Source organism: Maribacter confluentis, from assembly GCF_030505015.1.
GTDB classification, from domain to species: domain Bacteria; phylum Bacteroidota; class Bacteroidia; order Flavobacteriales; family Flavobacteriaceae; genus Maribacter; species Maribacter sedimenticola.
The window spans coordinates 1,508,677-1,529,301 of sequence record NZ_JAUKUC010000001.1 but is presented as its reverse complement, the minus strand read 5'-3'; the positions used below and the strand labels follow the sequence as shown (position 1 = coordinate 1,529,301).

18 protein-coding genes are annotated in these 20,625 nt (G+C 38.2%); 4 read left to right on the top strand and 14 right to left on the bottom strand.

All coding sequences use genetic code 11. The features are described from left to right. Positions 1-1,317 carry a hydroxymethylglutaryl-CoA reductase, degradative gene (locus tag Q2T41_RS06670; protein ID WP_304435436.1) on the bottom strand — a complete coding sequence of 439 codons (1,317 nt, stop codon included), beginning with the start codon at positions 1,315-1,317 and terminating at the stop codon, positions 1-3. Positions 1,318-1,528: 211 nt separating this feature from the next. On the opposite strand from Q2T41_RS06670, the gene Q2T41_RS06665 reads away from it, so the two are divergent. Both Q2T41_RS06665 and Q2T41_RS06660 read left to right on the top strand, forming a co-directional pair. Continuing rightward, positions 1,529-3,694 (top strand): S9 family peptidase, encoded by a 2,166-nt coding sequence (locus Q2T41_RS06665; protein WP_304435435.1) that lies wholly within the window; start codon positions 1,529-1,531, stop codon positions 3,692-3,694. Positions 3,695-3,710: 16 nt separating this feature from the next. Then, a complete protein-coding gene (locus Q2T41_RS06660; protein WP_304435434.1) occupies positions 3,711-5,243 on the top strand; it encodes a peptide MFS transporter in 1,533 nt (510 codons plus the stop codon). A 7-nt stretch (positions 5,244-5,250) separates the two neighbouring features. On the opposite strand, the gene Q2T41_RS06655 is transcribed toward Q2T41_RS06660, so the two are convergent. The 5 genes from Q2T41_RS06655 to surE all read right to left on the bottom strand — a co-directional run bounded on the left by Q2T41_RS06655 (position 5,251) and on the right by surE (position 10,124). Continuing rightward, entirely contained in the window at positions 5,251-7,257 is a 2,007-nt protein-coding gene (locus Q2T41_RS06655) for a ComEC/Rec2 family competence protein (protein WP_304435433.1), read from the bottom strand. Between the two features lies 1 nt (position 7,258). Then, on the bottom strand, positions 7,259-7,822 hold the full coding sequence (locus Q2T41_RS06650; RefSeq protein ID WP_304435432.1) for a C40 family peptidase: 564 nt from the start codon (positions 7,820-7,822) through the stop codon (positions 7,259-7,261). Positions 7,823-7,891: 69 nt separating this feature from the next. Next, positions 7,892-9,013, bottom strand: a complete 1,122-nt coding sequence (gene lpxB / locus Q2T41_RS06645; RefSeq protein ID WP_304435431.1) for a lipid-A-disaccharide synthase — start codon at positions 9,011-9,013, stop codon at positions 7,892-7,894. Position 9,014: 1 nt separating this feature from the next. Next, positions 9,015-9,299 (bottom strand): hypothetical protein, encoded by a 285-nt coding sequence (locus Q2T41_RS06640; RefSeq protein WP_089260683.1) that lies wholly within the window; start codon positions 9,297-9,299, stop codon positions 9,015-9,017. 51 nt (positions 9,300-9,350) lie between these two features. Next, complete coding sequence (gene surE / locus Q2T41_RS06635) at positions 9,351-10,124, bottom strand: 5'/3'-nucleotidase SurE (protein WP_304435430.1); 774 nt, start codon at positions 10,122-10,124, stop codon at positions 9,351-9,353. A gap of 188 nt (positions 10,125-10,312) precedes the next feature. Between surE and Q2T41_RS06630 the strand changes: the two genes are divergently transcribed. After that, positions 10,313-12,502, top strand: coding sequence for a carboxy terminal-processing peptidase (locus Q2T41_RS06630; RefSeq protein ID WP_304435429.1), 2,190 nt, complete (start codon positions 10,313-10,315; stop codon positions 12,500-12,502). Between the two features lie 60 nt (positions 12,503-12,562). Here Q2T41_RS06630 and Q2T41_RS06625 read toward each other — a convergent pair whose 3' ends face one another. The 3 genes from Q2T41_RS06625 to msrB form a co-directional block, all read right to left on the bottom strand. Next, positions 12,563-12,958, bottom strand: coding sequence for a DoxX family protein (locus Q2T41_RS06625; RefSeq protein WP_304435428.1), 396 nt, complete (start codon positions 12,956-12,958; stop codon positions 12,563-12,565). Between the two features lie 131 nt (positions 12,959-13,089). Further along, a complete protein-coding gene (msrA, locus tag Q2T41_RS06620; protein ID WP_304435427.1) occupies positions 13,090-13,629 on the bottom strand; it encodes a peptide-methionine (S)-S-oxide reductase MsrA in 540 nt (179 codons plus the stop codon). Further along, positions 13,622-14,080, bottom strand: a complete 459-nt coding sequence (msrB, locus tag Q2T41_RS06615) for a peptide-methionine (R)-S-oxide reductase MsrB (protein ID WP_304437413.1) — start codon at positions 14,078-14,080, stop codon at positions 13,622-13,624. The genes msrA and msrB overlap by 8 nt, the downstream gene beginning before the upstream one ends. A 91-nt stretch (positions 14,081-14,171) precedes the next feature. Here msrB and Q2T41_RS06610 point away from each other — a divergent pair, with 91 nt between their 5' ends. Beyond that, entirely contained in the window at positions 14,172-14,984 is an 813-nt protein-coding gene (locus tag Q2T41_RS06610) for a DNA/RNA non-specific endonuclease (RefSeq protein ID WP_304435426.1), read from the top strand. Here Q2T41_RS06610 and rodA read toward each other — a convergent pair. The 5 genes from rodA to Q2T41_RS06585 form a co-directional block, all read right to left on the bottom strand. Continuing rightward, positions 14,981-16,306 (bottom strand): rod shape-determining protein RodA, encoded by a 1,326-nt coding sequence (gene rodA, locus Q2T41_RS06605; protein ID WP_379921135.1) that lies wholly within the window; start codon positions 16,304-16,306, stop codon positions 14,981-14,983. The genes Q2T41_RS06610 and rodA overlap by 4 nt on opposite strands. Further along, positions 16,254-18,122, bottom strand: a complete 1,869-nt coding sequence (mrdA, locus tag Q2T41_RS06600) for a penicillin-binding protein 2 (RefSeq protein ID WP_304435425.1) — start codon at positions 18,120-18,122, stop codon at positions 16,254-16,256. The genes rodA and mrdA overlap by 53 nt, the downstream gene beginning before the upstream one ends. Next, positions 18,119-18,628, bottom strand: coding sequence for a rod shape-determining protein MreD (mreD, locus tag Q2T41_RS06595; RefSeq protein WP_304435424.1), 510 nt, complete (start codon positions 18,626-18,628; stop codon positions 18,119-18,121). Before mreD ends, mrdA begins: the two co-directional genes overlap by 4 nt. Further along, positions 18,618-19,442, bottom strand: coding sequence for a rod shape-determining protein MreC (gene mreC / locus Q2T41_RS06590; RefSeq protein ID WP_304435423.1), 825 nt, complete (start codon positions 19,440-19,442; stop codon positions 18,618-18,620). Before mreC ends, mreD begins: the two co-directional genes overlap by 11 nt. Before the next feature lie 144 nt (positions 19,443-19,586). Beyond that, positions 19,587-20,615, bottom strand: a complete 1,029-nt coding sequence (locus Q2T41_RS06585; protein WP_027066022.1) for a rod shape-determining protein — start codon at positions 20,613-20,615, stop codon at positions 19,587-19,589. Positions 20,616-20,625 lie beyond the last annotated feature (10 nt).

Below are 20,625 nucleotides of genomic sequence, written 5' to 3'. Positions count from 1 at the left end.
TTATTTTCTGATCTCCTTTAATTGAAGCTCAACACCATGGTGCGTAACCGGGTTGGTTTTAAAATACTGGACCAAAATAGTTTTTTCGTTCTCGTCCGCCCCTAATTGGTTCAGAATGTTCAATAGGTGCATTTTCATATGTCCTTTTTGAATTCCTGTAGTAACCAAGGAACTAACTGCCGCAAAATTTTGAGCAAGGCCGGCAACCGCAATTATCTGCATTAATTCTTCTGAAGATGGGTGTTGAAGTATTTCAAGGTTCAATTTTACGAGCGGGTGCAAGTTGGTTAGTCCGCCTACGGTACCTAGTGCCAAAGGCACCTCTATCCAGAATTTAAAAATACCATCATCAATAGTCGCGTGAGTTAGGCTGCGGTATTGCCCATCTTTACATGCATACGCATGTACGCCCGCTTCAACGGCCCTAAAGTCATTTCCTGTGGCCAATACCACGGCATCAATACCGTTCATAATGCCCTTGTTGTGCGTTACGGCACGGTAGGGTTCCACTCTTGCAATTTCTATGGCCTGAATAATTTTTTCTGCCGTTTGCTGTGGTGTTAATTGATCGGTAAGTTGTATCTGTTCCACAGGGCAGCTTACCATGGCACGTACCGTACAATTTGGCACATAATTGGATAAGATGCTCATCACTATTTCCACATTTTTCCCTTGTGCGGAAAAGGCCGTATAATTGGCTGCTTCTTTTTTCAATGTGGCCGCAAACTGCTCAAGACAGCTATTAATGAAATTGGCACCCATGGCATCCTTGGTTTGGAAGGTGGCATGTAGTTGATAGTAATGTGCAATATCATGGGTTTTGTCCCTTAGGACGATATCGGTAATACCACCGCCCCTTTTTTGCATACTGGTGGTCAATGAAGCGCTTTCCGCAAGTAATATGGGTTTAAGATAGGTAAAGAAGGAGTTGAGTTTTGCGGAATCGCCCTTAAATAAAAAATGTACCTGCCCCACTTTTTCCGTGCCCAAAATCTCTGTTTTGAATCCGCCCCTTTTTAACCAAAATTTAGCCGCTTTGCTCGCTGCGGCTATTACGGAACTTTCTTCAATGGCCATAGGTATGGCATATAACCTATCATTTATCAAAAAATTAGGGGCAATACCTTGAGGAACATACAAGTTGGTTATGGTATTCTCTATAAACTCGTCATGCAACTGCTGTATACGGCCGTTTTGGTTCCAATACGTTTGTAAAATTTTCTTGGATTGCTCTTTATTATGGGTGTAGTTGGTAGTGATCCAATCTATCTTTTCTTCTTTTGTAAGCTTGGAAAAACCACTTATTGGCTTGGTCATTTAGGTATAACTTTCTTCTGTATATTGATGTTAGGTAATGGTGCGTATTAAGCTAAATTGAACACAAAATTACAACAGTAAAGATAAGGATATTGTAAAGAATCTCATTTAGGTGAACAAAGCGTTAAAACCGATGTCTTTTTCAGGTTAAAGCGTGTTTTTTTGAGGAAATAGTGGTAAACTTGAGAGATTTAACAAAATTTAAAAATTTATGCGAAAAACACACTTACTTACATTGATTTTAATGTCTTTCTGTGTCATTTTGGGGGCTCAAGAAAGCCAAATTCAAGTTTCCGAAATTTATCAAGGTGCATTTAGGACAGAAGGTTTGGATGCTTTAAGGTCAATGAAAAATGGTACACAATATACGGTGCTGAATGTGGATCGGTCAAACCAGAAGGTAACGGTAGATAAATATGATTATAAAACATTGCAAAAGGTGGCCACTTTGGTCTCATCGGCAGAATTGCCTGGGGTTTCCTCGTTTTCTTCCTATGCTTTCAGTGATGATGAAAATAGAATATTGCTTTCCACTCAGGTAGAAGCCATTTTTAGACGGTCTACGTTAGGCATTTATTATGTGTATGATATTAAGTCCAAGAATTTGGTTCAGGTAAGTGAAGATAAGATTCAAGAACCTTTATTGTCCCCAAAAGGTAATCAGGTAGCGTATGTAAAAGACAATAACCTGTATATTTTTAACCTTGCCAGTGGTAAAACCACCCAAGTAACCACGGATGGTGTAAAAAATAAAATCATTAATGGGGTAACGGATTGGGTGTATGAAGAGGAATTTGCCTTTGTTCGTGCATTTGAATGGAACGCCGATGGAAGTAAGATAGCCTTCCTTCGTTTTGATGAAACGAATGTTCCGGAATTTTCGATGGATGTTTATGGTACCGGTCTATACCAACAACCTTACGTATTTAAATATCCTAAGGCTGGGGAGAACAATTCTGTGGTAACATTACATATTTTGGATGTGGCCAGTGGCAAATCTTCCCAGATTAATCTAGATAATGCCTATTATATTCCGCGGATCAAATGGAAAAACCATAAAGATATGTTGAGTGTACAAACTTTGAATAGGCATCAGAATCATTTGACAATGTATACTGTTGATGCCCAAAGTGGAAAGGTTTCCGTATTGTTGGAGGAAAAAGATGATGCCTATGTGGATATTACGGATAATCTAACATTTTTGGAGGACGATAGTTTTATTTGGTCTAGTGAAAAGGATGGATGGAACCATATTTACCTCTATGGGGAAGACGGCTCGTTGATGAACCAAATTACCAAAGGCCAATGGGAGGTAACCAATTATTATGGGTATGACCAGAACGAGGATAAAATTTATTATCAATCTACTGAAAACGGTTCCATAAATAGGGGAGTGTACAATATAGGTAGTGGTGGGGACGATAAGACAGAACTAGCGGTGACCCCTGGGACCAATAAGGCTTCCTTCAGTGCAGATTTCACCTATTTTATCAATACGTTCTCCAGTGCGCAAACTCCACCGGTTTATACCTTGCATAAGGCCATAAACGGTAAGAAGATAAAGGATATCAAGGATAATGATAAGTTGTTACAAAAATTGGAGGCCTATGCGGTAAGTCCAAAGGAATTTTCCACGATTTCAATTAATGGTAATGAACTTAATATGTACATGATCAAGCCAAAGGATTTTGATGCTACAAAGAAGTATCCGTTGTTAATGTACCAGTATAGTGGTCCCGGATCTCAGAATGTTTCCAATAGCTGGATGGGGGCAAATGATTATTGGCACCAAATGCTCGTATCAGAAGGGTATATTGTGGCTTGCGTAGATGGTCGTGGTACTGGTTTTAAGGGACGGGACTTTAAAAAGGTCACTTATATGAATTTGGTTAAATATGAAACTGAAGATCAGATTGCGGCGGCAAGGAAATTAAGTGAGCTGACCTATATCGATGAAGAGAGGACAGGTATTTGGGGGTGGAGTTTTGGAGGTCATATGTCTACCAATTGTCTGTTACGCGGTAATGATGTTTTCGAAACCGCCATAGCGGTGGCACCGGTAACTTCATGGCGTTTTTACGATACAATATATACGGAACGTTTTATGCGTACGCCTGCAGAGAATCCTAGTGGTTACGATGATAACTCGCCGTTTAATTATCCAGAATTATTGGAAGGGAATTATTTGCTGATACACGGATCAGGAGATGATAATGTCCATGTGCAAAATTCCATGCGTATGATAGAGGCACTGATCCAAGCGAACAAGCAATTTGATTGGGGTATCTATCCGGATAAGAACCATGGAATATATGGAGGTAATACAAGAATTCATTTGTTTAATAAAATGACTAATTTTTTAAAGGAAAACTTATAATCAAACCAATTGAACTATGACTGAAAGTACTGAAATTTCAGAGCAAAAGCAGATTTTTGGACACCCTCAAGGGTTGTTTTATCTATTTTTTGCGGAATTATGGGAGCGATTTAGCTTCTATGGTATGCGTGCCCTGCTCACGCTTTACATGATCGATGTAATTTTTCAAGCTTTAGCAGAAAGAGATTATGCAACTGCAGCGGTTTACTCATCATACGGATCTTTGGTATATGCTTCAACGGTAATCGGAGGCAAGGTTTCCGATAAGATATTGGGAATGCGAAATTCAATTTTTCTAGGGGGTATACTTATGTCCATAGGTCATTTTGTTTTGGCAATAGAAGATAATATTGCCTTTTTTCTGGCCCTTTCCCTCATTATAGTGGGTAACGGTTTTTTTAAACCTAATATTTCCACCTTCGTAGGTACCTTATATGAAAAAGGAGACCCTAAAAAAGATTCCGGATTCACCATTTTTTACATGGGTATAAATATTGGTGGGTGGGTAGCTCCCTTACTATGTGGCTGGCTGGCTGCAACCTATGGATGGCATTACGGTTTTGGTCTGGCAGGGATAGGTATGCTTACAGGATTGATTGTTTTTTGGAGCGGTATCAGGAAAAATGTGTTTGGCGATAGGGGTCTGCCCCCAACGGAAGAAGTGTTGGATAAAAAGGTACTAGGAATTAAACAAGGGGTATTGGTGCCCATACTTGCCGTACTTGCAGCACCTTTAATTGCGTTGTTGCTTTCATCATATCAAGCCATTGCTACGGAAGGTATGTTTGCCGATCAGAATATTGTGAACGTTATTTTTACAGGAATAGGTATTGCCGTATTGGCTTATTTGGCTTATGAAATGTTCAAGGCAAATGTAAAGGAAAGAAAGGAACTGTTCGTTGCAGTATTGCTAACATTCTTTATGACTATATTTTGGGGTTTTCACGAACTCTCAGGTAGTGTAATTACACTTTTCGCCGCAAGAAACATAGATTTGGAAGGTATTATGTCCGCTGCACAGACCAATTCCTTGAATTCAATGTTCATTATTATTTTGGCCATTCCCATTTCGTTGATGTGGACTTGGCTAAGCAAGAAGAACTGGAATCCCAGAACACCGTATAAATTTGGATTGGGTCTACTATTTGCAGGTATAAGTTTTTACGTGCTGGCCATTAGTGGGGGTAGTGCAAATGAAAACGGTTTGGTACCATTTGCCTATTTATTGTTAATGTATTTTTTGTTGTCCGTAGGGGAGTTGTTCATGTCACCTGTTGGACTGTCTAAAATGACAGATTTGGCACCATTGCGGCTTATTGCTTTTATTATGGGGGTGTGGTTCCTGTCGTCTGCATTTGCATTTCAAATAGTAGGCTTTATCGGTAAGCAATTGGCAATAGAAAGTACCGATAAAAATGTGGGCGGTTTTGAAACGTTATCGGTCTATACGGATGGCTTCATGTTGATTGCCAAATATGCGTTGGGTGCCGGTATATTGGTACTATTGGCATCGCCTATAATTAAACGATTAATGGGTAAGGTACACTAGTAGATACTTACTTTAAATAATAAGCTCCCTTTTCACCAGTATAGTGAAAAGGGATTTTATATTGTATGCAGGTCGTTTTCCAGCGGTCAACATAACTCTTGTAATTGCTGCCATCCGCAATTATTTCTATCGGTTGTAGGGTAAGCGCCAATCGCTCTATATTTATTTTTGGGGAATTGGTCAATAAAATTATGGGTGATGGGGTCTTTTGGTAAACTCCTGAGCTGTCAATGACCACTACCGCTGTGTCATTTATGGAGTAACTATTTTTTAGCGAATCTTTATTGATTGTTTTAATACGTTCTGCAGTAGTATAATTGGATAGAAGATAATTTAGGTTGTTCGTTTGGTTGCTGAGAACGGATAATCGTTGACCGTTTCTATTAAAAATAATACTATTCTTAGTTTGGTGTAATACCAATACCTCATTTTTATTGTGGGCAAGATTGGTTTCATATAAGGTGTACCCTTGAAAACTGATGATACTAATCAGAAAGAATACCGTTCGTTTAAAGTTGGTACTTTGATAAAGTTCAATCCCTAAAATCAAAATTAAAAAGGATAGGATAAGCTGTATACTGTCAAAAGGAATAGCGCTAAAAATAAATTGTTCTTGTTGGGCGATCCAGCCAATTAAACCATTCATTTGCGCAATTACCGTGTTATAAAACCATGCAAGTTGTAATGGTAATGCGTTCAAAAGGGATAGGAAAATTACAATGATTCCAGTTCCCAATATAAGGCCCAAAGCAGGAACAATAATTAAATTTGATATAAAAAATAGCCCGGGAAATTGATGGAAGTAAAATAAACTTATGGGAAGTACGCCCAATTGGGCGGCAATACTTACGCATAGCAATTGCCAAAAATACCTTATTGCCCTGTTCTTTGGAAACCATACGTCCCTTAGCATTGGAAAAATCCACAAAATTGAAAATACGGCGGCATAGCTCATTTGAAAACCTACTTGAAATATAAGGTTAGGATCAATGAACAGAAGAATGAACAATATGGAAAGTGCAAGAATATTAAAGGTATTGCTAGGTCTATTTAGGAAGAGGGCATAGGCAACAAAGCTGAACATTGTTGTGGCGCGGACAATACTGGCCGATAAACCCGCTACTAAGGCAAATATCCAAAGGAAAATAACCGATGATATTAAAATTACGGTTCTGCCGTGCGGTAAATTGCGTAACGGCCGTAATATAAATTGTATCAGAAGCAATAAAATGCCAATATGCAGGCCAGATACCGCTAAAATGTGAACCGCACCTGCTTTTTGGTAATTGCTATATGTTTCTTCGGATATATTATCACGCTGTCCTAGTAGTAAGGCTTGAATTACCCCAAGTTCATCCGTGCCAAAATGTTCTTTCTGTAGTTGCGAAATTATATGGCTTCGTATTCCTGAGGCAAAACCGGTTAGGGTTTTTTTAGGATTCGTTATACGTATAAACTGATTATCCTTAATACTCAATTGATCATATACGCCCAGAGTTTTTAAATAGTTCTTATAGTCAAATTGATGTGGGTTCAAAGACGGGGAGATTGGGTTTGGTTTTGAAAATACTTGGATTTCGTCGTCTACATTCAGGGCTGAGGAATCTTGTGGTAAGGTTAATAAAATAGTACCACTGGCCGGTTGTTGGTCAATCATTGTTACCAGGGCAAAATAGCGTGTAGAATACAGGTTGGATTTTAAGGTTTCCTTGATCTTTAAGGTCCAAATTGCCCTTTCCTCATTTATAATGTTGCTATAATGATCTTGATGGTTTATTGGTTGTGCTGCCGAAAAACAGAACATTCCCAAGTTAATTACAGTTACGGAAGCAATAACACCAAAAAGAACCGAATGGCTTCGTTTTTGAAAAACAAAGATGAGCGTAAGGAAAAGAAAAAATAGTAGGGTGGATAGTAAAAGATACCATGTATCCACTGGGAGAACAGAGCCAATTAAAATTCCAAGAATCAGCAGTAGCGTTAATCTTATGGGAATAAACGCTAAAAGTTTCATCCTATAAGATTCTAGTGGCTTTTACAAAGGCTTGGTTCCAAAAACCGTCACGTAGAGATGATACGGTAACCCCTCTGGAGGTAGAGGCGTGTATAAATGTAATTTCATCATTATCGGTACCAACAACCATGCCTACGTGGTTGATCCGTTTAGATCCTCGGGTAGTCTTAAAAAACAGTAGATCACCTTTTTCTATATTTTTCACGGGCACTCTATGGCCCTCTTCCGCCATATGATAGGAAGTCCTGGGTAATTGGACATCATGTTCCCCAAAGGAAACATATAAAAGACCGGAACAATCCATTCCTTTTTTGGTAGTACCGCCAAATTTATAGCGTACCCCGGAAAATGAAAGTGCCGTATTGATTATTTTATCCGCCTTGGAATGGGTCGTAGATGGTCTGTCGTTATTAACTTTCGTTTCTGCAACTTCTGGAGTATTGCCCGTTCTTTCATTATGGGCGGCAGCTACGGAAATTTTGCGCTCTTTGTCAGAACTACTGGATTTTTTTACCCCACAGCTGACGGCAAGGCAAATAATTAGAAAACACGTTAATTTACGCATACAAACAAGAAGTTCCCTTTAATAGATGTAACTTCAAAATTATAGAATTATTATTAAATGGTGGGGCTTCTAATTATTTTTGGTATGTTCTATAATCAATGCAGCAGCTTTAGCGCTCGCCCCGGCACCTCCTAATTTTAAAATCAGCTCATCATATTCCTGCAATTGTTTGGTTCTTGTGCTCCCTTTTAAAATGGCTGCAAGTTCTTTTTTTAATCGTTGTTTGGTAAAGTCATCCTGAATTAATTCGGTAACCACTTCCTTTTGCATTATCAAATTGACCAAGGAAATATAGTCCAATGTTACGATACGTTTTGCAATTTGATATGAAATCCAATTTGCTTTATAACAAACCACCTGTGGTACTTTAAATAGTGCGGTTTCCAAGGTTGCCGTGCCACTTGTTACCAAAGCAGCGGTTGAAATGGATAAAAGATCGTAGGTTTTGTTTCGTACAAATTTTACATTGACATTGTTTAGGAATGGGGCATAAAAGCCCTCATCTAAACTTGGCGCACCTGCAATGACAAATTCATGGTCCAAAAAATCTTCTGTTAAGGAAAGCATCAGTGCCAGCATTTTTTGCACTTCTTGCATACGGCTGCCCGGTAAAAGGGCAATTATAGGTTTGGCGGGGTCCAGGCCGTAAGTGTTTCTAAAGCTGCGTGGGTCAACTTCTGGTCTGTTAGCAATAGCATCCAGAAGAGGGTGGCCTACAAAATGAACCGGGTATTGATGTTTTCCCTCATAAAAAGCTTTTTCAAAAGGTAAAATTACGTACATATGGTCCACAGTCGCCTTTATTTTGGCTATTCTACCTTCCCTAGACGCCCATATTTGTGGTGAAATGTAATAATTCGTTAAAAAACCATGTGCCTTTGCCCATTTGGCAATACGAAGGTTAAAGCCGGAATAATCAATGAAAATAAGTGCGTCAGGTTGATAATCGGCAATATCCTGTTTACAGAATTTTATATTTTTAAAAATGGCATTAAGGTTTAATATCACCTCCAAAAAACCCATAAAGGCAAGTTCTTTGTAATGTTTTACCAGGGTGCCGCCAGCCTGTTGCATTAAATCACCTCCCCAACATCTTATTTGGGCGTTTTCATCTTGGTCTATTAAGGCCTTAATGAGATTAGACCCATGAAGATCGCCAGACGCTTCCCCTGCAATGATATAATACTTCATTTTAAAAGACTTTGTAATATAGAATAAGAATAGCGGTAAACAGGGTGGCCATTAATACACCTTTTGCCCTATTATCTCTTTTTATTCTTAAAAATCCAAAAAAAGCGATCAGGTTTAAAATAGCACCTAATGCCAAAAGGCTACCTACATGATCCTGTGCTACTGCAGCGGCGTAAGTTTCAGCAATACTTAATTTGGAAAATAATAGGATATACAATAATGTGCCGATCGTATTGGCAATTAAACCTACAACAAGGCCAATAAGAATTTCTTTTTTAGTGTTCATGATTATGTATAAAACAAAAAAACATTCAACTTTTGAATATGGAAGTTCGGGTTAAAAGTTCCAGGAATTTAATTCTTGTACCGCATGATGTGCGGTAAGGTCAAATTGTGTAGGAACAACAGAGATATAACCATTGGCCAGTGCCCACTCATCGGTATCTTCACCTTGGTCCAATAACTCAAATTCACCGGTTAGCCAGTAATAATCCTTTCCCATAGGATTTTTTCTTTTATCGAATTTTTCTTTCCAATTGGCCCTTGCCTGTCGGCATACTTTAATCCCCTTTAACTCATCTTTTGTTAATTTGGGAATATTGACGTTTAAAACGGTTCCTTTGGGTATACCGTGCTGCAAGGCTTGTTCCACTATGGTTTGCACGTATTCTTTGGCTTGGGAAAAATCTGCCTCCCATTTATAATCGCACAAGGAAAAACCAATGGCAGGGATACCTTCTATACCGGCCTCGATAGCGGCACTCATAGTGCCGGAATATATTACGTTAATAGAGGAGTTAGAGCCATGGTTAATGCCGCTCACACAAATATCGGGTTTACGTTCCATAAGTTCTTGCAGGGCCAATTTTACACAATCTGCAGGTGTACCGCTGCAACTATATTCTACAATTCCTTCACTTTCTTCATCAATCGTTAGTTTTTCCGCATAAAGCGTACTGTCCAATGTAATGGCGTGGCCCATTCCAGATTGGGGACTATCTGGTGCCACCACGATTACATCACCAATTTTCTTCATAATATGTATTAACGTTCTAACACCAGGCGCTGTTATTCCGTCATCATTGGTAACTAATATTAAGGGTTTTGCCATTGTATATACTTTCTAAAGTAAAAATACGTTTTTCTATAGGATAAGCCTCTTGTGGCGTTTAACAAAAAATTAATTCCTTGTATATTAATTGGCATGGTTTTTTCTTTACCTTAGGGACTTAAGTGGCTATTAGTGCCATAAGTAACCTAAAAAAAGAGATATTGAAAAGGAAGGTAAAAGATAATTTTATGAAAAGAAATTTAGCTTACGTACTGTTGTTGATGCTCGTGGCGGTAGCCTCATGTAGTTTTACGAATAAAACATTTGAAAACGATGATAAGGATAAATTATTATTAGATCTGATATCCTATGTACTGGAAAAAGGACATTATGAGCCAAAAGATTTAAACGATGATTTTTCGGTCAACGTTTTTGAGGACTTCATTGATGTGATCGATCCAACAAAACGGTACTTCATTGCTTCTGATATTGAGGAGTTTGAAAAGTATAAATATCAAATAGATGATGAAATAAAAAATACGGACATCACATTTTTTAATCTTGTTTATGAAAGATTGATGGAGCGTATGGGCGATGCCAAGGGAATATATAAAGAAGTCCTTCAACAACCTTTTGATTATGATGTAAATGAAAGCATCAGTATTAAATATGAGGACGAGCCTTTTGCTGCAAATCGTCAAGAATTAAAGGAACGTTGGAGAAAACAGTTGAAATATGCCACCTTGGGTACCTATGATTCCAAAATTACGCATATGGAAAAAGAAGTGGTCGTAAACAAAACACATGAAAATGGCCAAACAGTTACGGAATTGAGTAATGTTAAATTGGATGATGATCACGATCATAGCGCCCATACTCCAGAGGAAGCGGAACGTGAAGCAAGAAAATCTACCGAGACTACGTTAGACGAATTTTTTGATTTTGTTGATGACCTGGAACGTAAGGATTGGTTTGTTCAATATATCAATACCATAGTAGATGAGTTTGACCCCCATACTTTTTATTTTGCTCCAGAGGAAAAGGAAAAATTTGATACCAGTATGTCCGGTAAGTTTGAAGGGATTGGGGCAAGGCTTCAGAAAAAATCTGAAGGCGCTAAAATTGTTGAAATTATCTCTGGTGGACCGGTATGGCGAGACCAACGTTTAGAGGTGGGTGATGAAATTATTAAGGTTGGACAAAATGGAGAAGAACCTATTGATATTGTTGGTATGAGATTGGACGATGCCATTAAATTGATCAAAGGTGCCCAAGGTACGGTCGTTGATTTGACCGTTAGAAAAGTAGACGGTTCCTTGGAAGTGGTTTCTCTAACAAGGGATGTGGTAGAGCTGGAAGAATCCTATGCCAAATCTGCTAATATTATTAAGGGTGATGAAAAATTTGGAATCATTAATCTTCCTAAATTTTATGTGGATTTTAATGATTATAGTGAAAGAAATGCTGCAACTGATGTAGCAAAGGAAGTGGAACGGTTAAAGGAAGAAGGCATGGAAGGTCTAATTCTAGACTTGCGTGACAATGGGGGCGGTTCTTTGAAGACCGTAGTTGAAATGGCCGGTCTTTTCATTAAGGACGGACCAATTGTTCAAGTACGTTCTAAGGATAAGGGCAAAGATGTGTATGATGATAAGGATGAAAGAATACAATGGGACGGTCCTTTGGTAATATTGGTCAATGAGCTATCCGCTTCCGCTTCGGAAATATTGGCGGCCGCTATGCAGGATTATAAGCGTGCCATAGTAATTGGAAGCAAACAAACGTTCGGTAAGGGTACCGTGCAGAACGTTATTCCTTTAAATAACATGTTGCGTAGTAACGAACATGGCGATTTGGGAGCAATTAAAATTACGACCCAGAAGTTTTATAGAATAAACGGTGGTTCTACCCAATTGGAAGGTGTTAAGAGTGATATTGTTGTGCCGGACAGGTATAGCTATATTGACCTAGGGGAAAGAGATCAGTCCAACCCGTTAGGGTGGGATAAGATTACCGCAGCGGATTATAAAGTTTGGGATGGTTATATTGATTATGATAAGGCCATTGCCGATAGTAAAAAACGTATGCAGGCCAGTGAGCAAATTAGACTCATAGAGGAAAATGCAAAATGGCTTAAGGCAGAGCAGGATGAAACCGAAATTTCCTTGAATTATGATACGTACAAAGAAGAAAAGATCAAGGATAAGGAGCAGTCAGATTATTTCAAGAAATTGACTGACTATGACTCCAAGCTTACTTTTAAATCTTTGGGTTATGAAGAGCAGTTGTTTACAAAAGACTCCGTTTTACGTGAAAAGAGAGATAGATGGCATAAAAACCTGGCCAAGGATGTCTATGTAGAAGAGGCGGTAAATGTATTGGAGGATTTAAAAATTAACAACATTAAGAACGGTAAACTTGCCAGTGTAAAGAATTAAGAATAAATCATAAAAAAGAAGCCGCTGTACCAAATACAGCGGCTTTTTTTATGGACTAACTTAATAGGGTGTATAAAATGATTTGTGAACAGCCATTTCATCATTACGTACCCTTTTTCCTAGGATATAGGTGATAAAAAGTAGAACGGTACAAATGACTGCAGATGCCCCATTACCGTCCTTAATGGCCAAATGTGCTACCGCACCAAGAATCAAGTTCATGAAAAAACCGGCATAGACCCATTCCAATATCCAATGTGTTTTATTGAATATGATCAAAAGGAGTCCTATGGTCTGAAATACCCCTAAAAGATGTATTAGGTAAATTGGATAACCAAGTTTTATAAAAATATGGACTACCTCATCATAATTGATAATAGAATTAATTATAGCGCCTATAATTGCAATTGAAAAAAGACTTAAAGCAACAAGGTAAACGGTTTTTTGGGTCTTCATAATAAGTAGGTTTATATGTTAATAGCTCCCAAAATATAATTCGCCTTTAAAATTTTGAGGATTTTATAGGCGAATCAAAAAATGCTGTAGACCAGTTGAAATTATTAAAAGACGAACGCTATGCTATATTATTATAAAAGTTTATCGGCGTGAAGCTTACGTAATTTGGCCAATTTAGGGTTGATTACAACTTGACAATAACCTTGCTCGGAATTGTTCTTGTAATAATCTTGGTGATACTCCTCGGCTTCGTAAAAAGTGCCCAATGGGCTAATTTCCGTAACAATAGGTTTGTCATAGACATTTTGTAGTTCGTTTATGATTGCATGTGCCTTTTTTTCTTGTACCTCATTATGGTAATAGATAACGGAACGGTATTGTGTTCCTGCATCGGCACCTTGCCTGTTCAATGTTGTAGGGTCGTGCGTAGTCATAAAAATAAGAAGGATATCATCATATGAAATTACGCTAGGGTCAAAAATTACCTGTACCACTTCTGCATGGCCGGTAAGTCCGGAACAAATTTCCCTATAGGTAGGTTTACCTGGGGCTGTACCTCCCGTATATCCTGATATGACCTCCTTTATTCCTTTTACTTCTTGAAAAACGGCTTCTGTGCACCAAAAGCATCCACCACCAACCGTTGCGGTTTCCATAGATTTGTTATTCATTAACTTTTTCTTTTTGTAACTGCATAGACTCGGAATTTATACAATAGCGCAAACCGCTAGGCTCTGGACCGTCAGGAAATACATGGCCTAAATGCGCATCGCAAGTATTGCACAATACTTCTACGCGTACCATACCAAATGAACTGTCCTTATGGTATTTAATGGCATTTTCCTTAATGGGTTGCGTAAAACTTGGCCATCCTGTTCCTGATTCAAACTTTATAGTGGAATCGAACAATGGTGTACCACAGCAAACACATTCATATTTCCCTGCCTCATGAACGCTACATAATGCGCCGGAATGAGGAGCTTCGGTGCCTTTATTTCTTGTAATCCTAAACTGTTCGGGGGTCAATAGTTCTTTCCATTCAGATGCTGATTTTTCTACCCTTTGGTCGGGTTCAGGATTACCTTTTACGGTAAAATGGATAATATCTTTCCAAGTTAACATCATAATTTTCTTTTTCTTGATAGTCTTTATAGCTAGTTTAATTGGTCGATGATTTACTGCTATTCTTACAAAATTACGGTAATTTTGGCCTATGGCATATTATAAAGGAAACAGAACTATTTATAGTGTACTTATACTGATTTGTATAATAGGATTTTGGCTTTTCGAAAATTTCTATACGCCTGCGCCATATTCCAATAAAGAGACTTTCGGTTTGGAAAATAATTTTCCAAAAGCGTTCTTCCCTAGTTCTACTACTGGGGATATAGTACACCATTCCTATTTTACCTTATCATATAACGAACCTTTTGAGCAAGCTGAATGGGTGGCCTATGTATTGGAGAAAGAGCATTTAACCTATGATGAAAGAAAGCGACCTTATTTTTTGGAAGATCCATTTGTTCCCACAAAATCTGCCGATTGGCGTAATTATAAGGGTTCTGGTTATGACCGTGGGCATTTAGTTCCGGCAGGAGATCGTAGATTTTCCAAACAAGCGTATGATGAAACGTTCTATACCAGTAATGTAAGTCCGCAAGACAGGGAGTTCAATGCCGGTATTTGGAACGATTTGGAACAGCAGATAAGACGTTGGGCAAAACAATATGGCTCATTATATATCTTTACAGGAGGAGTTTTGGAGAATGGATTGGAGGAAATAGGGGAAGAGGACGTAGATGTACCAAACGCTTTTTATAAAATTGTGGCTCGTAAGAAAAATAACAAGTTACATACCATTTCATTTTTAATACCCAACAAACCGCAATTTTTACCATTAAGAAATTTTGTGGTGGCTGTAGATGATATTGAAGAAGAAACTGGTATAGATTTCTTTGCCGAATTGCCCCCTGATGAACAAAAGGCCTTTGAGACAACTACAAATACAGTGGGGTGGAAGTTTTAAAAACTTTCCTTGAGTCTATTGGTGTCCAATCGTAAAAAAATGAACAATAGTACTGTAAAGAACAGTAATCCGGAGCCTCCATAACTGAAAAAGGGCAAGGGAATGCCAATGGTGGGCAATACTCCAATAACCATGCCTATATTAATGAAGTAATGAATCAACAATATGGAGATAACGCCATAGCCATACATTCTGGCAAAAGCATTTTTTTGCCTTTCCGCCAAGGAAATCAATCTAAGGAAGAGCGTAGTGAACAGCAAAATAACGGTAGCGGTTCCTACAAAGCCCCATTCCTCACCAACTGTACTGAAAATATAATCGGTATGTTGTTCCGGTACAAAATCTCCTTTTGTCCTGGTGCCTTCTAAAAACCCTTTGCCAAAAAAACCGCCAGATTCTATTGCTTTTTCAGATTGATGCGTGTTATACCCTATGGTTTTTCGTATTTGGTCCAGTTTTTCAGGATCTTTTTCTAGGCGAAGCCATAAACTAAAACGATCTCTATGTCGCTGTTCAAATACATTATTGAACACAAAATTTACAGATAAGGAAAAAACGATTATCGCAATATTCACCAATGATAAAGGTATTACAGGTATTTTAAAACTTTTTCTTTTAAATCCAAATAGTAGGATAATCATAATGGCAAGACCAATAATCAACCATACGGTCCCAAATTTTAAGGTAACTACGAAAATTAGGATTAGACTAACGATTATGGCCAAATAGAACAACGGTAGTCCTTCCCTAAAAATGACGAAGATAAGGGCGAAAAATACCAGGGCACTACCGGGGTCTGGCTGGGGTATAATGAGTAATGCCGGTATTAAGATTATCAACAGCGCATAGAGTTGGTCCTTGCGTCTTTTTATATCGGTCTGTATATCGCTTAAGTATTTGGCAAGAGCCAAAGCAGTTGCCACCTTTGCCAGTTCTGACGGTTGTAGGTTAAAGAAGCCAAGGTCATACCATGATGTTGCTCCGGCTATGGTTTTACCGAATACGAACAACCCAAGGAGCGATATCATTGAGATTAGGTACAATACACTTGAGAACCTTTCATAGAAGTTGACCTCTAGTGCGAATATGATTACAATGGTTATTATACTAACGCCTATAAAAAAAAATTGCTTGCCATAGAGTGTACCAAAGTCAAATATAGAGGTGTGCTCTTCGGAAAAAGTACTGGAGTAGATGTTGACCCATCCTATGAGAACGAGCGCTAAATAAATGAATACGCTTAACCAGTCTATACGTTTTAGGATACTTCTACCAGACACGTTCGTTAATTTTAAACTCTTCCCCGCTGAAGGGTTTCGCATATTCTGCTTCCAACGTTTTTTCCAGCATTCGTTTTTCCAAATCGGTTCTGGTAATTTCTCCCTTAAGATATTTCTCGATCATTAGGGAAGCAATGTGTCCGGCATACCTGGAACCAAAATACCCATTTTCAATATATACGGCAATGGCAATTTTAGGATCGTCCACTGGAGCAAAAGCAACAAATACGGAATGATCCGTTAACTGTGTGCGAACACCGTTAATTTTTGTAAAGTTTTCTGCCGTACCTGTCTTACCCGCTACCTCTATGTCAGGAATTTGAAGCCATCTTGCGGTTCCTTTTTTATACACATCCGCCATGCCTTCAATGACAGGTTCAAAATACTTAGGGTCAATGGTGGTGTGTTTTGCCTCAGTAAACCGTGGTTCTGTAATTTCCTTGCCCTCGATTTTTTTCAAGATATGGGGGGTAAAATAATGTCCCCTATTTGCTATGGCCGCGGTCATATTCGCTAATTGAACAGGAGTTGCCAATATTTCCCCTTGACCAATAGAGTTAGAAATGATATAGGACGCGCTCCACCTGTTGTCTCCATACCATTTATCATAATATTCCTTACTCGGTATTCTACCTTTCTGTCCAAATGGCAAGTCGTACCCAAGATAATCTCCTAAGCCAAAGCTACGCATGTGCTTTTCCCAGACATCCATACCTTCGTCCGTGGTATCAAATTTTTCATATATTTTTTTAAATGCGCCCGCAAAATAAGCATTACAGGACACATAAATGCCACTATGTACATCACGTAGTCCTCCACCACAATGACACCCTTTCTTTTTTCGGCCAACATAAAAACCGTTATAACATTGGATCTTGGTATTTTCATCAATTACTCCTTCCTGTAAGGCAATCAATGCATTTAAGGTTTTAAATGGTGATCCCGGGGGTTGTTGTGCATGAATAGACCGATCCCATGTTGGGTTCGCAATGGTGTCATTATATAATTTTGTATAATTTTTTGACCGTTCCCTACCCACCAATAAAGCAGGGTCATATGTAGGACCGGAAATCATGGAAAGGATTTCTCCTGTTGCAGGTTCAATGGCAACAATACCGCCCCTTTTACCGTTCATAAGGGTTTCACCATATTCCTGTAAGGTCTTATCTATGGTTATGCTTATTTGTTTACCTTGTTCCGGTAGGGTGTCCAAGGCACCATTTTTATATGGACCAATGTCCCTATTAAATCGGTCTTTTTGAATGTATTGTACGCCTTTTCTTCCACGTAATAGATCTTCATAGTAACGTTCTACCCCGGTACGACCTTTAAGTTCACCTTGAACATAATATTTATTAACGGCCAAATCTCCTTCATTTACTTCACTGATATATCCCAATACATTGGCTGCACTTGGGGTATCATAATAACGCAAAGACCTCTTTTGGATATAAAATCCGGTGTATTTACGCATTTTTTCTTGAAGTTTGGCATAATCCTGCTTGGACAGTTGTGGCACCAAAACAGAAGGCAGCCTTGGAGAGTATACCCTGGCCTTTCTTAATTTTTCAATAAATTTCTCCTTATCAATTCCTAAAAGACCACAAAATTCCAAAGTGTCTAATGGTTTTACCTCCCTTGGTATGACCATTACATCATAGGCTGGATCATTACCCACCAATAGTTTTCCGTTTCTATCATAGATATAACCCCTTTCAGGATAATCATAAATGGCCTTGATTGCCGGATCGTCCAACATATGATCGGTAGAAAAGCTGAATATTTGCAAATAGGAGAGCCTGCCCAGGAACGCAATGGCTATAAGGATAATCAAAGAGGATAAAAGAATTTTTCTCATTCTTTTTTACTGCTAAATAGTGTGCTGAACAAAATACTTAAAATCAATGTGGCAATACCCACCGTAACGGTTTTCTGCAAAATTAATAAGCTATTTGAAAAGCTAAAAATTTCCAAGGTGAAGTATACCAAGTGATGTATTATAGTTAATAACGCTAAAAACGTAAATTGTTGTGCCTTGGTACTGTTGTTTAACTTAAAACTTTGGAATTCATAATTGACCCCAAATACAAATCTCATAATTGTGGGGCGTAAATAAGCAATGGTAACCGTAGCAGCTGCACTTATGGCCAATGTGTCAGAAAAAATATCTACCAATAATCCTAAAATAAAACAGGTGACAATAAAGGTGGTCCTGTTCTGTTTTATAGGGTACCAGTAAAGAAAAAGGATATAGATCACTGGATTAATATAGCCAAAAAAGTTGAGGTTGTTAAATACTAATACCTGTACCAGTATCAGCAATACAAATCTAGTTACGTTAAGGAAGAAGCTGCTATTGATCATTGTCCTGTGTTTCTGCTTCTAATTCCAATACTTCTTTGCGGTTTAGATTTTTGATGATATAAATATTGCCAATATTGGTCATATCATTAAAAAGTTCCACATCAATAAAATAAAAACTTTTAGAATTATCAAGGTCAAAATTCTTTATGGTTCCAATAGGTATGTTCTCTGGAAATATACTGCTCATTGCCCCTGTAACAATAGTATCACCAATGGTAAGGGGAACAAGTCTAGGAATATCTATTAACTGTACAACATTGTAATCTTGAGTGTTTTCCCACACTAAGGAGCCAAAATGATTGGAGTTTTTAATTTTTGCATTGATAGTAGATCGTTCACTCAATATACTCTGTACCGTGGCAAAATTATTAGATGTGTTTTCTACTATTCCTAAAATACCTTTATCCGTTATGACGCCCATATCCTGTGCAATGCTATCGTTAAGGCCTTTATCTATAGTGATATAGTTGCGCTGATCGGAATAACTGTTATTGATGACCCTACCTTTGATTACTTCATAGTCATTGACCGTAGAATCCAAGGAAGTAGTAGTCAAAAGTGTAGAGTTGAACAGTTTGTTACGAAGCCTTCTGTTTTCCTCTACCAACCTATTATTTTCCTCCCTTAGTCCAAAATAGGAGCTGATATTATCCGAGAAGGAATAGATACTGCCGGTAAGGTAATTGGATGAATTTAAAAATTTGGATTGATGGTATGAATGGGATTGGAACGTAAAGATCAAAGATATCACTAACAGGAAAAAGTATAGCAAAAAGGTTTTATACCTAATTATAAAATTTATGATCTGCTGCATTCACCCCTATATTTTTACTCGATTATAGAATTTCCCTTTAGGGAAATTTTAGAAATCGTTCGTTAATCATTGTGATATGGTCTTGGGCAATTTAAAAGCTTTGCTGGCCTAAACACCAGTTGCCCCTTTAAAAATAACCAAATATTACTTGATTAGAATACTTTTATAACGTTCTAGATTTTTTAATGCAATACCGGTTCCACGTACAACGGCACGTAACGGGTCTTCAGCAATATATACGGGTAAATCTGTTTTCTGGGATAACCTTCTATCAAGTCCTCTTAGCATGGAACCACCACCGGCAAGATATATGCCAGTATTATAGATATCCGCAGCCAGTTCTGGCGGAGTTTGGGATAAAGTTTCCATAACGGCATCCTCTACACGTAGGATGGATTTATCCAAGGCCTTTGCAATTTCCCTATAGGAAATCTGAACTTGTTTTGGTTTACCGGTCAACAGATCGCGCCCTTGCACCGATTTTTCATCTGGTGGGGACTGTAAATCTTCCGTTGCGGAACCTATTTCAATCTTAATGGCCTCCGCAGTACTTTCGCCTACATATAAATTGTGTTGCGTACGCATGTAGTAAATGATATCATTGGTAAAGACATCACCTGCAATTTTAACCGATTTATCACAAACGATACCTCCTAAAGCTATAACTGCAATTTCAGTAGTACCACCACCTATATCTACAATCATATTACCTTTTGGTTGCATAATATCTAAACCAATACCTATTGCGGCAGCCATTGGTTCATGAATTAAGTATACCTCTTTACCGTTAACACGTTCAGCAGATTCTTTTACCGCACGCATTTCTACTTCGGTAATACCACTAGGAATACAAATTACCAAACGCAATGCAGGTGGAAACCATTTTTTCTTTAATGCCGGAATATTTTTAATGAACATCATCAACATCTTTTCAGATGCATCAAAATCTGCAATTACACCATCTTTCAACGGTCTAATGGTCTTTATGTTTTCATGGGTTTTTCCTTGCATCATGTTGGCTTCCTTACCAACTGCAATAATTTTTCCGCTAATTCTATCTCTGGCAACGATGGATGGGCTATCGACAACAACTTTGTCATTATGGATGATAAGGGTGTTCGCCGTACCTAAATCTATAGCTATTTCCTCGGTCAAGAAATCAAAAAATCCCATATGTGATATT

Coding starts and splice junctions, on each gene's coding strand:
- Q2T41_RS06670 (WP_304435436.1), bottom strand. CDS start 1,317: ATGACCAAGCCAATAAGTGGTTTTTCCAAGCTTACAAAAGAAGAAAAG.
- Q2T41_RS06665 (WP_304435435.1), top strand. CDS start 1,529: ATGCGAAAAACACACTTACTTACATTGATTTTAATGTCTTTCTGTGTC.
- Q2T41_RS06660 (WP_304435434.1), top strand. CDS start 3,711: ATGACTGAAAGTACTGAAATTTCAGAGCAAAAGCAGATTTTTGGACAC.
- Q2T41_RS06655 (WP_304435433.1), bottom strand. CDS start 7,257: ATGAAACTTTTAGCGTTTATTCCCATAAGATTAACGCTACTGCTGATT.
- Q2T41_RS06650 (WP_304435432.1), bottom strand. CDS start 7,822: ATGCGTAAATTAACGTGTTTTCTAATTATTTGCCTTGCCGTCAGCTGT.
- lpxB (WP_304435431.1), bottom strand. CDS start 9,013: ATGAAGTATTATATCATTGCAGGGGAAGCGTCTGGCGATCTTCATGGG.
- Q2T41_RS06640 (WP_089260683.1), bottom strand. CDS start 9,299: ATGAACACTAAAAAAGAAATTCTTATTGGCCTTGTTGTAGGTTTAATT.
- surE (WP_304435430.1), bottom strand. CDS start 10,124: ATGGCAAAACCCTTAATATTAGTTACCAATGATGACGGAATAACAGCG.
- Q2T41_RS06630 (WP_304435429.1), top strand. CDS start 10,313: ATGAAAAGAAATTTAGCTTACGTACTGTTGTTGATGCTCGTGGCGGTA.
- Q2T41_RS06625 (WP_304435428.1), bottom strand. CDS start 12,958: ATGAAGACCCAAAAAACCGTTTACCTTGTTGCTTTAAGTCTTTTTTCA.
- msrA (WP_304435427.1), bottom strand. CDS start 13,629: ATGAATAACAAATCTATGGAAACCGCAACGGTTGGTGGTGGATGCTTT.
- msrB (WP_304437413.1), bottom strand. CDS start 14,080: ATGTTAACTTGGAAAGATATTATCCATTTTACCGTAAAAGGTAATCCT.
- Q2T41_RS06610 (WP_304435426.1), top strand. CDS start 14,172: ATGGCATATTATAAAGGAAACAGAACTATTTATAGTGTACTTATACTG.
- rodA (WP_379921135.1), bottom strand. CDS start 16,306: ATGCGAAACCCTTCAGCGGGGAAGAGTTTAAAATTAACGAACGTGTCT.
- mrdA (WP_304435425.1), bottom strand. CDS start 18,122: ATGAGAAAAATTCTTTTATCCTCTTTGATTATCCTTATAGCCATTGCG.
- mreD (WP_304435424.1), bottom strand. CDS start 18,628: ATGATCAATAGCAGCTTCTTCCTTAACGTAACTAGATTTGTATTGCTG.
- mreC (WP_304435423.1), bottom strand. CDS start 19,442: ATGCAGCAGATCATAAATTTTATAATTAGGTATAAAACCTTTTTGCTA.
- Q2T41_RS06585 (WP_027066022.1), bottom strand. CDS start 20,615: ATGGGATTTTTTGATTTCTTGACCGAGGAAATAGCTATAGATTTAGGT.